A 12784-nucleotide genomic window follows, 5' to 3' on the forward strand; every position below is an offset into this window, starting at 1 on the left:
GACGATGGCACTTAATTTTCATCAACTACATATTTTCTTTACAGTCGCGGAAAAAGGCAGCTTCTCTCATGCGGCGGCTTCGCTGCACATGACGCAACCGGCGGTGACGATGCAGGTTCAGTCGCTGGAAGATTATTTCGGCGTCAAGCTTTTTCACCGCAGCACCAAAAAAATCGAATTGTCCGAAGCAGGGCGGGCCCTTCTGCCGTTTGCCAAGCGGAGCATCGAGCTTATTCGCGAAACGGATGTGGCGATGTCGAAGTTCACGAAGATGATCGAAGGCAGGCTTCAGTTGGGAGCGAGTTTGACGATGGGCGAGTATATTTTGCCGCGGCTTCTCGGTCCGTTCAGCAAAGATTATCCGAACATTTCCGTCTCGATGAAGGTCATGAATACGACGCAGATTTTGGACGAGGTTCTCGGACATCAGCTGAACTTTGGGCTTGTTGAGGCGCCGATTCACCATCCGGATGTTCATACGGAAGCGATTCTCAGCGATGAGCTTAAACTGATCGTGCCTGCGGACCACCCGTTAGCGGATCTGAATGTCGTTACATTTGACGATGTGCTCAAATATCCGTTTGTTCTCCGCGAGCAGGGCTCAGGGACGAGAAGGGTAATGGAGGAGGAACTGACTCGTCGTCAGATCGATTACAGTGACATGAAGATTGTTATGGAGCTGGGCAGCACAGGTGCGATCAAATCCGCCGTTGAGGCTGGGCTTGGCATTTCCATTTTGTCACAGTCGTCCGTTAAGCATGAGGTAACTCTAGGTTTGCTTAAAGTAAAACAGATCGAGAATATTTCCTTCGAACGGAGCTTCTACGCGATATATTTGAGCTCGACGCTGCTGCCGATTTCAGCGGTCAGCTTTATGACCTTTTTACGTCAGGAAGACTTGAGCCGCTGGCTCTGAAAATTTACATAAAGCTGCAGTTCGCTTAATGGTCTGTTTATACATGTCATCTACGATATAGAAAGGGGAAACATCATGCCTTTAAGAATGCAGGCGGACCTGCACACGCATACGACAGCTTCGGACGGGACGCAAAGGCCATCGGAAAATGTGCGAATGGCTTTTAAAGCCGGATTGGGCGGAGTGGCGATTACCGATCATGATACGGTTTCGGGGATAGCAGAGGCACTGGATGAAGGCCGTAAACTAGGTATTGAGGTTGTTCCCGGTGTTGAAATAAGTACCGTTGCCCGAAATCAAGATATTCATGTGCTGGGCTATTTTATAGATGTGAACGATGCACTATTTTTGGAAAGATTGGAGTCTCTTAGAGAAACTAGAGATCGTCGGAACGAAATGATTATTGAGCGCTTACAGCAGCTTGGGCTAAGCATTACCATGGACGAAGTCTTCCAGGAAGTGGAAAACGTTAAGACGAAGGGCGACACGGTCGGAAGGCCTCATATTGCCGCAGTACTGTTGAACAAAGGCTATGTCTCCTCCGTCAGTGAGGCATTTGAACGCTATTTAGGCAAAGGTGCTGCCGCTTACGCGAATCCGCCGCGCATAGAACCGGCTATGGCGATTCAGTGGATTCATGAAGCGGGAGGTACCGCCGTACTAGCGCATCCTGGAATTTATCACGATGATGAATTAGTGGAGATCATTATCGGGCAGGGCTTGGATGGGATCGAAGTATACCATTCCGACCATACGCCTGATGATGAGGCGAGATACGTGGGACTCGCGCATCGTTTCGGACTTCTGATGACGGCTGGTTCCGACTTTCATGGCGAACGCGGGGGCGTAGTCTTCCATGCACCCATAGGTGCCAGAACAATTGGAATCGATATACTTTCCAGTCTGCAAAAGAGGAAGGAGCAACGTCCATGAAAAAAATCCGCAAAGCCATTATTCCTGCGGCAGGTTTGGGTACGAGATTCCTGCCTGCGACTAAAGCGCAGCCCAAAGAAATGCTGCCTATCGTAGATAAACCTGCCATTCAATATATCGTCGAAGAAGCGATCGAGTCCGGTATTGAAGACATAATTATTGTTACAGGACGCAACAAGCGCGCCATTGAAGATCATTTTGATAAATCTGTTGAGCTCGAAACCATGCTGGAGGAAAAAGGAAGCGCGAAGCTGCTCGAAATCGTGGAATCCGTCTCGAACCTGGCGGATGTTCACTATATTCGCCAGAAGCAGCCGCTTGGACTTGGCCACGCCATTTTGTGCGCGCGCAAATTTATTGGGGATGAGCCTTTCGCAGTATTGCTCGGTGACGACATCCTGCAATCGACCCCGCCTGGGCTCAAGCAGATGATGGACATTTACGAACAGACCCAAACCTCCGTCATCGCGGTACAAGAAGTCCCGTGGGAAGACGTGAGTAAATACGGCATCGTATCTCCGTCAAGCAGTATGGACGGTTACAAACTGATTCAAGATTTGGTGGAAAAGCCTGACCGTGATCAAGCGCCGTCTAACCTGGCAGTCATCGGCAGATATATTATAATGCCGGAAATTTTCAAGATCCTGGAAGGTCAAAAGCCGGGAAGGGGCGGCGAGATTCAATTGACCGATGCGCTTCGAGTTCTGAATAAAGAGCAGCAAATGGCTGCTTATCTGATGCAGGCAAAACGTTACGACGTAGGCGACAAGCTCGGATACATTGAAGCAACCATTGAATTGGCCTTGCAGCGTCCGGATTTACAGGACCAAGTGAAAGCATATCTATTAGCATTGATTCGTCAGTGGGAAATAAAATAGAGAAGTATGATTCATCTTGGGAGGTAGGATAGGATGGTCGAACGCATTGCGGTTATTGGAACAGGTTATGTCGGTTTGGTCTCGGGCACCTGCTTTGCAGAGATGGGGCATCAAGTGGTTTGTGTGGATCGCGATGAAAACAAAATCGTACGATTGCAGCAAGCCGACATTCCCATCTATGAACCTGGCTTACAAGAACTAGTCGCTGCCAATATGCAGTCTGGCCATCTTTCTTTTACCTCTAACTTGGTAGAAGCCGTGAAGGTTTCCGATATTATCATTATAGCCGTTGGAACACCGACTTTAGACAATGGCGATGTGGATATGTCACAGGTCCGCAGTGTTATTGCCGGAATGGCTCCCCATTTGACCGCAACGAAGATCATTGTGATGAAAAGCACCGTTCCCGTAGGGACCGGAAGGTGGGTTGAAAAGCAAACTCGCGAGCTTGCACCGCAGCATGCACACATTCACGTTGTTTCGAACCCTGAATTTCTGAGAGAAGGCTCAGCCATTCACGATACGTTTCACCCGGACCGGATTGTCATCGGTTCGGAACATGCTGAGTCTGGTGCAAGGATTGCCGCTATTCATGCTCCTATTCGAACTGAACTGCTCATGACTGACCGTGAAAGTGCCGAACTTATTAAATATGCATCGAATGCTTTCCTTGCTGCAAAAATTTCTTTTATCAACGAAATGGCGCACGTATGCGAGAAGGTGGGAGCCGACGTTGGGTTTGTCGCCAAGGGAATGGGATTGGATCGACGTATCGGTCCCCATTTTCTGAACGCGGGTATTGGCTATGGAGGCTCTTGTTTTCCTAAAGATACGAGGGCGCAATTGAAAATAGCCCAAAACGTGGATTACGATTTCAAAATATTGCGTTCCGTTATCGAAGTCAATCAGCTGCAGCGGGAACGTTTCGTTAACAAGATTCATCGCACGCTAGGTGATTTGGAGGGAAAACGGATCGCCGTCATGGGCCTTGCCTTCAAGCCGAATACGGACGATCTGCGTGATGCTCCCGCACTTGATATTATCGCTGCTCTTCAAAAGCTCGGCGCAAACATCTCCGCCTACGATCCGGCAGCGGCAGTTCATGCATCCAAGCTGCTTACAAATGTGAGTTTGCATATAAATCCTTATGATGCGCTTCAAAACGCAGATGCTATGGTCATTGCGACGGAGTGGGAGGCCATTCGGCAATTGAATTACAATCTCGTACGCAGCATGATAAAGCAGCCAGTCATTATCGATGGCAGAAACATGTTCGAGCCGAAGGAAATGAGCAAACTCGGGTTCACCTACATTTCCATCGGCAGAACTGCTCTTTCTCTAGAAATGGTTATTTGACACAACTAATAAAAGACAAAAAGAACAGCCCCTAAAGAGCTGTTCTTTTTATTTACTTCACAGTTACTTTCATCTTTTTAATTTTATTTTCATCCGGGGTCACGAATACTGTTTTTTGATTCACATAGATGACGAATCCGGGTTTGGAGCCATTTGGTTTATGGACGTGCTTGATAAAGGTATAATCAACGGGCACTTGGCTCGATTGCTTTGCCTGACTGAAATAGGCGGCCAGCTGCGCAGCTTCCAGAAGAGTCTCATCGGAAAAACGGTCGCTGCGAATAACGACGTGCGAGCCGGGGATATCTTTTGTATGCAGCCAAGTATCCGTAGAACCAGCTAAACGATTCGTTAAATATTCGTTCTGCGTATTGTTTTTACCGACATAGATGGGAATGCCGTCACTTGATGTATAGCAAGCTAAAGCCGGCTTATCCTGCTTTTTCTTTTTGCGCTGCTTCCTGTTGCGGTCACGCAAATATCCCTGTTCCATCAGCTCATCGCGTATTTCTTCAATATCCTGTAAAGAAGCTACGCTTAGCTGCTGCAAGAGCGAGTTCAAATAAGCGATTTCTTGATGGGTTTGCTCGATTTGCTTTTCGACGATCGCCGTGCTGTTTTTCATTTTTGTATATTTTTTAAAATAGCGCTGCGCATTTTCCGAAGGCGTAAGAAGCGGATCCAGCTGAATCCGGATTAAAGCTTGTTCCTCATCATAATAATTTATCGTTTCCAGTTCTTTGTCGCCTTTTTTGATGGTATGAAGAGAAGCGGTCAACAGCTCGCCGAGAATCCGGTGCTTATCGGCATCTTGGGATTCTTCCCAGGTTTCCCTTAATTTTTCCAGTTTTTTAACATTTTTGTTTTTCTCATTTTGTAATAATCGCAGCAGATCGGCTACTCTCTGCTTTACTGTATCCCTTTCGGCTTTGTCCCCGTAATATTGCTCCAAACAAGCGTTGGCTGAAGGGTATGATGTAGAAGGACCATCGAGGTGGGTCAAAGGCGTCATCGCAAAAAACAGCTTGCCGCTCTCCGCATGCTCCACGATAACAGGGTCATATTCATGCAGGCGCGCTGCTTCCATAACTTCAGAGAAAGCTTGCCACATCGAGGGTAACAGAGCCTCGCCATCGTGCAGGCTTGCCTTTCTACGGCCCCGGTATACAATTTCTCTTGCTATTAAGGGGCTTAAACCGCTGAATGAAGCTACCAATCGCTGCTCCGGCTCTTCGGAAGATACCTCCTCAAAGAGGTGATGAAAGGCTGTGGAATCAACCTCCAGAGGATTCAACTTATCCTGTTCGGGTGGCGTGACGTACTTGCTTCCGGGCATCACAATTCGGTAAGCGCTAATGGATGGAGTTACATGATGAATGCCGTCTATAATTGTGTCTGTGAGCGGATCGATCAGAATCATGTTGCTGTGACGACCCATGATTTCAACGACGATTAATTTACTGCTCATATCTCCTAATTCATCCCGGTGACGAACCAGAATGCGAATGATACGCTCCAAACCCACTTGTTCAACAGCTTCTATAACACCACCCTCAAAATGCTTGCGAAACAGCATACAGAACATGGGCGCTTCAACAGGGTTCATAAACTGCTGTTCGGTTGCGTGTACCCTCGGATAGGTAGGATTCGCTGAAAGCAGAAGCTTGATATTTTGCCCTTGCGCTCTAATTTGCAGAACGACGTCATTGTTTGTGGGCTGGTGAATCTTATTGATTCGGCCTCCTACACACGCTTGCAATTCGTGAACAATCGCATGAAGGACGAGTCCGTCTAAAGCCATGATGCATACAACTCCATTCTAGGTTGAAAACCGTGTTAACTTCTATCATGCCATACTTTGAGCAAAAACTTAAGCTCATTTCGGTTAGAAAGATGTTTAAAGGGATATTTTCCGGCTTGTCTGAATACAAATACGTAATAGAGGTTGACCCATATGAATGAAAGGCGAGATCAAGTGGGAATTGGGAGGGAGAAGGGCGGATGAGTCAGAACAAGTGGTACCAGATGACATCGGAGGAAGTCTTGCAGTCTCAGCAGGTGAGCATGCAGCAAGGGTTGCCCTGGGAAGAAGCTTTTAAGCGGCTGGCAGAGGTCGGCCGAAACGAACTTTCAGAGGGGCAGCGCGTCTCTCCGATTACGCTGTTTCTGAATCAATTCAAAGATTTTATGGTTCTGGTCTTATTGGGGGCGACCCTCATTTCCGGCTTGCTCGGGGAATATTTAGACGCTATCACCATCGTGATTATCATTTTGATGAACGGAATTCTTGGCTTTGTGCAGGAATTCCGCGCAGAGCGTTCCTTACGTGCGCTTAAAGAATTGTCAGCCCCGAATGCGAAGGTATGGAGGGATAACGCAGTTCATCAAATACCGGCTCGCGATCTGGTTCCAGGCGATATTGTGCTGCTCGAAAGCGGAGACCGCGTACCGGCGGATATTCGTTTTCTGGAAACGAATGGCGTTTATATCGAAGAATCGGCCCTTACAGGCGAGTCGGTACCGGTCAGCAAAATGACGGCAGCGATGCCGAACGCCGATATTCCTCTAGGCGATCAACGCAATCTCGGCTTTATGGGTACGATGGTATCCAGAGGAACCGCTAAGGCAGTCGTCGTTCGTACGGGCATGGACACCGAAATGGGTAAAATCGCAGATTTGATTCAAAATACGGAATCGATGGAAACTCCTTTGCAGCACCGTTTAGAACAGCTTGGCAAAATACTCATCATAGTAGCTATCGCACTCACCATTCTTGTCGTTGTCGCAGGCATTATGCATGGACAACCGCCTTACGCCATGTTCCTGGCCGGTGTAAGCCTGGCGGTAGCAGCCATACCTGAAGGGTTGCCGGCGATTGTGACCATAGCGCTGGCTCTAGGCGTACAGCGTATGATCAAGCGCAAAGCGATCGTACGCAAGCTTCCTTCCGTAGAGACGCTTGGTTGTGCTTCCGTTATCTGCTCGGACAAAACGGGAACTTTAACACAGAATAAAATGACCGTTACCCATCTGTGGGTAGGCGGTGAGGTTATGGAAGTGACTGGTGACGGGTATGCGCCGACCGGCGAAATACACGTGGGAGGTCAAAGCGCGGATCTTCGCAAAAATCCAATGCTGCATAAATTGCTGCAAATTTCCGTACTTTGCAATAATGCAACACTAGAAGAAGAAAAGCAGGAGCAGAAGCGAAAAAAAGGCAAAGACGGCAAGGACCAACCGGATTCAGTGTGGAGCATTAAAGGGGATCCAACCGAAGGGGCATTGGTCGTCTTGAGCGCCAAAAGCGGTATCACGCATAAATCGCTCAGCGAGCAATTCAACCGGATTGCAGAATTTCCTTTTGATTCGGAACGCAAACGGATGTCGGTGCTGGTATCCTATGACGGAGGACGGATGGCCTGTACGAAAGGGGCACCTGACGTCCTGCTGCAGCACTGCAGCTATATCCTATGGGAAGGTAAAGTGATCCCGTTTACGCAGACATTGAAGCAGAAAGTGATGTCCGCTAACGAAGGTATGGCGAAATCGGCGCTGCGTGTATTGGGACTGGCTTATCGAGATCTTAAGATCAGCGACCGTTACGACGAATATGATGACGTGGAAAATGGTCTTGTTTTCGTCGGCCTTACCGGCATGATCGATCTGCCTCGCAAAGAAGTCCGGGAAGCTATAGCCAAATGCCGCAAAGCGGGCATTAAAACGGTCATGATTACCGGTGACCATCAAACGACGGCAGAGGCAATCGCCAAGCAGCTTGGGATGATTCCGGCCAACGGGATAAGCTTGAGCGGACAGCAGCTCGGACAACTGTCGGATGAGGAACTGGAAGCGAAAGTCGACGATATCTACGTTTACGCGCGGGTATCGCCTGAACATAAGCTCCGCATCGTCAAGGCTCTGCAGCGCAAAGGTCATGTCGTTGCGATGACAGGGGATGGCGTGAACGATGCGCCCGCGATCAAAGCGGCTGATATCGGCATCGCGATGGGGATTACGGGAACCGACGTATCGAAGGAAGCATCTTCGCTCATCTTGAGTGACGACAATTTTTCAACAATCGTTGCTGCGATTGAAGAAGGACGAGGCATTTATGAAAATATCCGTAAATTCATTCGTTATCTGCTTGCTTCGAACGTCGGCGAAATTATGACCATGTTCATCGCCATGATGGCGGGCATGCCGCTTCCGCTCGTGCCGATCCAAATCTTATGGGTCAACCTTGTAACCGATGGACTTCCTGCAATGGCGCTAGGCATCGACCAAGCCGAGAAGGACTTGATGCAGCAGAAGCCGCGTTCGGCGAAAGAGAATATTTTTGCAAGACGTTTGGGTTGGAAAATCATTTCTCGCGGTATCCTGATCGGCGTATGTACGTTGGGTGCTTTCTGGCTCATCCTGCGGGGGAATCCAGATGATGCGGAGACACTGCTCAAAGCGCAAAGCGTTGCCTTCGCAACACTCGTCATGGCTCAGCTGATTCATGTGTTTGACTGTCGCAGCTCACGATCCATTTTCCACCGCAATCCATTACAAAATAAATATTTGGTGCTTGCTGTGCTTTCTTCACTTGCGTTAATGCTCCTTGTGATGTATGTCGAGCAGCTGCAGCCGATCTTCAAAACGGTACCGCTCGGCTTCAAAGAATGGATTCTTGTCTTAATTGCTGCAGGTATTCCAACGTTCCTGATGGGGCTGGGCAGTGTACTGTCACCGAAAAAAAACAAACGCTCTGGTTCAATTCCTTTTAATTCAAAGCCCAGCTTCAGATAATCGGAATGATGACAAGCTGAAACCAAAGAGATATTTCTTCATGTTCTCCGAATTTGTCAAAGAGGCAGTCCCTCCGTCATCTATGATGATTGGCGGGATTGCCTCTTTTGGCATAGCACTATGCATCATTGCGGTTTTACGCTATGATAAGGGATAAAACACTTATTTGGAGTGCTGATTAAAATGAAATTCACAAAAATGCACGGTCTAGGCAATGATTTTATCGTTGTAGCCGGTGAAAAAGAACTGCCGTCCGGCGCGGATCAACTTGCCATCCGGCTGTGTAACCGTTTCTTCGGTATCGGAGCGGATGGTTTAGTCTATATCCTTCCTTCCGAAACGGCCGATTTTAAAATGCGCATTATCAACTCCGACGGTTCCGAAGCGGAACAGTGCGGAAATGCAATTCGCTGCGTTTCTAAATATGTCTACGATAATGGCATGACCGATAAAGCGGAAATAACTGTCGAGACGTTAGGTGCAGGCGTGCAAAAAGTGCAGCTTAACGTTCAGAACGGGAAAGTCGCAACGGTACGTGTTGATATGGGGCAGCCGATTCTAGAGGGCCTTCAGGTGCCTACGACTGTGGATCAAGCAGAAGTTATCGACTATCCGATTGAAGTGGATGATCGGCAATTCCGGTTCACGGCCGTATCGATGGGCAATCCGCACTGTGTAATCTACGTGGATGACGCGGTTAACTTCGATCTTTCCTTATGGGGGCCGAGGCTGGAAGTGCATCCGATGTTTCCTCGCAAGACGAATGTTGAATTCGTGACGGTGAAGAATCGTGAGCATACGGATATGCGCGTTTGGGAAAGAGGAGCGGGGCCGACATTGGCTTGTGGAACGGGCGCATGCGCGACTCTCGTTTCATCTGTTTTGAACGGTTTGACAGACCGCCGGGCAACGGTTTCACTGAAGGGCGGAGATCTCTTCATTGAATGGGACGAAGCCGATAATCACGTGTACATGACTGGACCGGCGGAAGAAGTGTTTAAGGGAACGCTCTAATGGCGAGTTTTAAGTATAAAAAAAATTGATAAACGTTCTCCTTAATATCGGCCTGGTTTTGTGATACAGTAAAGCTACATTTTTTAGTGGGTGGGGAGTTTATCATGAAATCGGATCTTCGGACGGCACTTCAGCGGGAAATTTTGACCGGTGACGGCGCTATGGGGACTTATTTATATCAGATGGGATTTCCCGTCGGTATTTCTTATGAAGAATTGAATCTGCTGCGACCGGAGACGGTTGCTGACGTGCACCGCCGCTATTTTGAAGCAGGTGCTCGTCTTATTGAGACGAACACCTTCTCGGCGAACCGTGAGAAGCTGTCCAAGTATGGGCTGGAAAGCGATGTTGAAGCGATTAATCGTGCAGGCGTTGAGCTGGCCCGTAAAGCAGTCGGCAACGATGCTTATGTCGTTGGAGCAATCGGTTCCATACGTGCCGGCAAACGTAAAAATGTTCGCACGGCCGATGTGGAACAATCGCTTCGTGAACAGATCGGTGTTTTACTGGACTCTCCGGTGGACGGGCTGCTGCTTGAGACGTTTTACGATCTGGATGAGCTTCAGCTGGCTCTGCGGATTATTCGCAGCATGAGCAACCTGCCGGTCATTTGCCAATTCGCAAATGAAGGAACAGGCAGTACGCAGGATGGCGTACCGCTTCAGGAGGCTTTTGAGAGATTGCGCGACGGCGGGGCAGACGTCATCGGCTTCAACTGCCGCGTCGGCCCGAACGGGATTCTCCGCTCGATGGAGAAGCTGACGCTGCTCGCCGGCGTGCCGTTTTCGGCGTTCCCGAACGCGGGGCTGCCCGACTACGTTGACGGGCATTACACGTACGCAGCGACGCCGGAGTACTTCGCCGAGAGCGCGCTGCGCTTCGCCGACCTCGGCGCGCGCATCATCGGCGGCTGCTGCGGCACGACGCCGGAGCATATCGCCGCTGTCGCCAAGGCGCTAAGCGGCTACGTCCCGGCGGCGCCCGGCGCCGCCGCGCACGTTCGACCGGTGCGCGTAAGCGAACCGGCGCCGGCTAAGCCTGCGCCGCCGGCGGCAAAGCCGTCGCTGCTGGACATCGTCAAGCAGCGTAAAACCGTTATCGTCGAGCTAGATCCCCCGCGGGATCTCGACATCGACAAATTCATGCAGGGATCGAAAGCCCTGCAGGACGCTCATGTCGACGCCATCACAATGGCCGATAATTCACTTGCAGTGACGCGCATGAGCAACCTTGCCCTCGGCTACCTCGTGCAGGACAAGTTGGGCGCGCGTCCGCTTATTCATATCGCATGCCGCGACCGCAACATGATCGGGACGCAGTCCCATCTCATGGGTCTGCACGCGCTGGGCATCGACCACGTGCTGGCCGTAACCGGCGATCCCGCCAAGTTCGGCGATCTGCCAGGGTCCAAATCGGTGTACGATCTCACTTCGTTTGAGATCATCCGCATGATCAAGCAGCTCAACGAAGGCATCGCCTTCTCCGGCAAACCGCTTAAACAGAAGGCGAATTTCGTCGTCGGTGCTGCTTTTAACCCGAATGTGAAGCATTTGGATAAAGCTGTTCAACGTTTGGAGCGAAAAATCGAGGCCGGCGCAGATTACATCATGACGCAGCCCGTTTATGACGCCAAGCTCATTGAGCAGATTCATAACGCCACCAAGCATCTGAACGTCCCGATCTTTATAGGGATCGCGCCCCTGGCCAGCGGCGGGAACGCTGAGTACCTCCATAATGAAGTTCCCGGAATTCAATTATCGGATGAAGTCAGAAGCCGCATGAGCGGTCTCAAAGGGGAAGAAGGCCGTGCGATGGGCGTTGAAATCGCCAAAGAGCTGCTGGATGCTGCCATGCCGTATTTTAACGGCATCTATCTGATGACGCCGTTTCTGCTCTATGAAATGTGCGTAGACTTGACGAAGTACGTATGGGAAAAGTCGAATCGCCATGATTTCCACTTGTACCCACTTTCAAAATGAATTAAAATAGGGTAATGGATGTGATCAGGATGATTTGCAGTATGACCGGATTCGGACAAGCGAATCGTTCTTTTGTGGGATACAAGGTATTTATCGATGCCAAATCGGTCAATCATAGGTATTGTGAAGTGGCTGTCCGTCTGCCCAAAGAATGGGCGGCTTTTGAAGACGCATTGAAGAAAACTGTGCTGCAAGCAGTGAAAAGAGGACGCGTCGACGTCTACATTTCAGCTGAGCGCGAAGCGGTTACTTCCAGAAATGTAACTGTGGACTTTACCTTAGCCGATGCTTATTTACAAGCGGCGGAACAGTTGAAGCAGCGTTACGGCTTCACCGAGAACATTGAACTCAAAGATGTATTGAAACTTCCCGACTTAGTTCAAATGAAGGAAGATCGCACGGATCCGGATGAACAGTTCGAGATGGAGCTATGCGCCTGCTTGCAAGATGCCGTAGCCCGTTTATCTGACATGCGGGTTCGGGAAGGGGCGTTTCTAGAGCAGGATATTCGTGAACGTCTAGCCGAGCTGAAGCGTATCCATGTAGAACTGCAAGCTTTTGCCCCGCAAGTGGTTCAAGATCATGCCAGCAAGCTTAGCGGCAGAATCCAGTCCCTTTTGCAGGAGCAGACGCCTGTAGACGAGCAGCGTTTGGCTACAGAGATTGCCATTTTTGCAGATCGCTCTAATGTCGACGAAGAGCTTACCCGGCTGCAAAGTCATTTTCAGCAATTCGATCAGCTGCTGGAAGGCAATGAACCCGTAGGACGCAAGCTTGACTTCCTGATTCAAGAAATGAATCGCGAAGTGAATACCATCGGCTCCAAAGCGAATCATGCTGAGCTAACGACAAGAGTCATTCACATGAAAGCAGAGCTGGAGAAGATGAGAGAACAAATACAGAATATCGAGTGAAGC

9 protein-coding genes are annotated in these 12784 nt (G+C 49.5%); 8 read left to right on the forward strand and 1 reads right to left on the reverse strand.

Features of this window, described 5'->3' with window-relative positions; all coding sequences use genetic code 11:
* The first annotated feature begins 4 nt into the window (after positions 1 to 4).
* The 4 genes from ICC18_RS04195 to ICC18_RS04210 all read left to right on the forward strand — a co-directional run bounded on the left by ICC18_RS04195 (position 5) and on the right by ICC18_RS04210 (position 4083).
* Positions 5 to 916: a selenium metabolism-associated LysR family transcriptional regulator gene (locus tag ICC18_RS04195; protein WP_188173095.1), complete on the forward strand. Its 912-nt coding sequence runs from the start codon at positions 5 to 7 to the stop codon at positions 914 to 916.
* 75 nt (positions 917 to 991) lie between these two features.
* Positions 992 to 1849 carry a PHP domain-containing protein gene (locus ICC18_RS04200; RefSeq protein WP_188173096.1) on the forward strand — a complete coding sequence of 286 codons (858 nt, stop codon included), beginning with the start codon at positions 992 to 994 and terminating at the stop codon, positions 1847 to 1849.
* Positions 1846 to 2727 carry a UTP--glucose-1-phosphate uridylyltransferase GalU gene (gene galU, locus ICC18_RS04205; RefSeq protein ID WP_188173097.1) on the forward strand — a complete coding sequence of 294 codons (882 nt, stop codon included), beginning with the start codon at positions 1846 to 1848 and terminating at the stop codon, positions 2725 to 2727. The genes ICC18_RS04200 and galU overlap by 4 nt, the downstream gene beginning before the upstream one ends.
* A 33-nt stretch (positions 2728 to 2760) precedes the next feature.
* Positions 2761 to 4083, forward strand: a complete 1323-nt coding sequence (locus tag ICC18_RS04210; RefSeq protein ID WP_188173098.1) for a UDP-glucose dehydrogenase family protein — start codon at positions 2761 to 2763, stop codon at positions 4081 to 4083.
* A gap of 52 nt (positions 4084 to 4135) precedes the next feature.
* Here ICC18_RS04210 and ICC18_RS04215 read toward each other — a convergent pair whose 3' ends face one another.
* Positions 4136 to 5884, reverse strand: coding sequence for an Rqc2 family fibronectin-binding protein (locus ICC18_RS04215; RefSeq protein ID WP_188173099.1), 1749 nt, complete (start codon positions 5882 to 5884; stop codon positions 4136 to 4138).
* Positions 5885 to 6084: 200 nt separating this feature from the next.
* Here ICC18_RS04215 and ICC18_RS04220 point away from each other — a divergent pair, with 200 nt between their 5' ends.
* The 4 genes from ICC18_RS04220 to ICC18_RS04235 all read left to right on the forward strand — a co-directional run bounded on the left by ICC18_RS04220 (position 6085) and on the right by ICC18_RS04235 (position 12781).
* Entirely contained in the window at positions 6085 to 8874 is a 2790-nt protein-coding gene (locus tag ICC18_RS04220; RefSeq protein ID WP_188173100.1) for a calcium-translocating P-type ATPase, SERCA-type, read from the forward strand.
* 183 nt (positions 8875 to 9057) lie between these two features.
* Entirely contained in the window at positions 9058 to 9888 is an 831-nt protein-coding gene (dapF, locus tag ICC18_RS04225) for a diaminopimelate epimerase (protein WP_188173101.1), read from the forward strand.
* Between the two features lie 104 nt (positions 9889 to 9992).
* Positions 9993 to 11867, forward strand: a complete 1875-nt coding sequence (locus tag ICC18_RS04230; protein ID WP_188173102.1) for a bifunctional homocysteine S-methyltransferase/methylenetetrahydrofolate reductase — start codon at positions 9993 to 9995, stop codon at positions 11865 to 11867.
* 41 nt (positions 11868 to 11908) lie between these two features.
* Positions 11909 to 12781: a YicC/YloC family endoribonuclease gene (locus tag ICC18_RS04235; protein WP_262495832.1), complete on the forward strand. Its 873-nt coding sequence runs from the start codon at positions 11909 to 11911 to the stop codon at positions 12779 to 12781.
* The last annotated feature ends 3 nt before the right edge of the window (positions 12782 to 12784 follow it).

This window comes from Paenibacillus sedimenti, assembly GCF_014534655.1.
Classification (GTDB): domain Bacteria; phylum Bacillota; class Bacilli; order Paenibacillales; family NBRC-103111; genus Paenibacillus_E; species Paenibacillus_E sedimenti.

Excerpts from the sequence above, each read along its gene's own strand:
- ICC18_RS04195 (WP_188173095.1), top strand. The coding sequence starts at position 5 with ATGGCACTTAATTTTCATCAACTACATATTTTCTTTACAGTCGCGGAA.
- ICC18_RS04200 (WP_188173096.1), top strand. The coding sequence starts at position 992 with ATGCCTTTAAGAATGCAGGCGGACCTGCACACGCATACGACAGCTTCG.
- galU (WP_188173097.1), top strand. The coding sequence starts at position 1,846 with ATGAAAAAAATCCGCAAAGCCATTATTCCTGCGGCAGGTTTGGGTACG.
- ICC18_RS04210 (WP_188173098.1), top strand. The coding sequence starts at position 2,761 with ATGGTCGAACGCATTGCGGTTATTGGAACAGGTTATGTCGGTTTGGTC.
- ICC18_RS04215 (WP_188173099.1), bottom strand. The coding sequence starts at position 5,884 with ATGGCTTTAGACGGACTCGTCCTTCATGCGATTGTTCACGAATTGCAA.
- ICC18_RS04220 (WP_188173100.1), top strand. The coding sequence starts at position 6,085 with ATGAGTCAGAACAAGTGGTACCAGATGACATCGGAGGAAGTCTTGCAG.
- dapF (WP_188173101.1), top strand. The coding sequence starts at position 9,058 with ATGAAATTCACAAAAATGCACGGTCTAGGCAATGATTTTATCGTTGTA.
- ICC18_RS04230 (WP_188173102.1), top strand. The coding sequence starts at position 9,993 with ATGAAATCGGATCTTCGGACGGCACTTCAGCGGGAAATTTTGACCGGT.
- ICC18_RS04235 (WP_262495832.1), top strand. The coding sequence starts at position 11,909 with ATGACCGGATTCGGACAAGCGAATCGTTCTTTTGTGGGATACAAGGTA.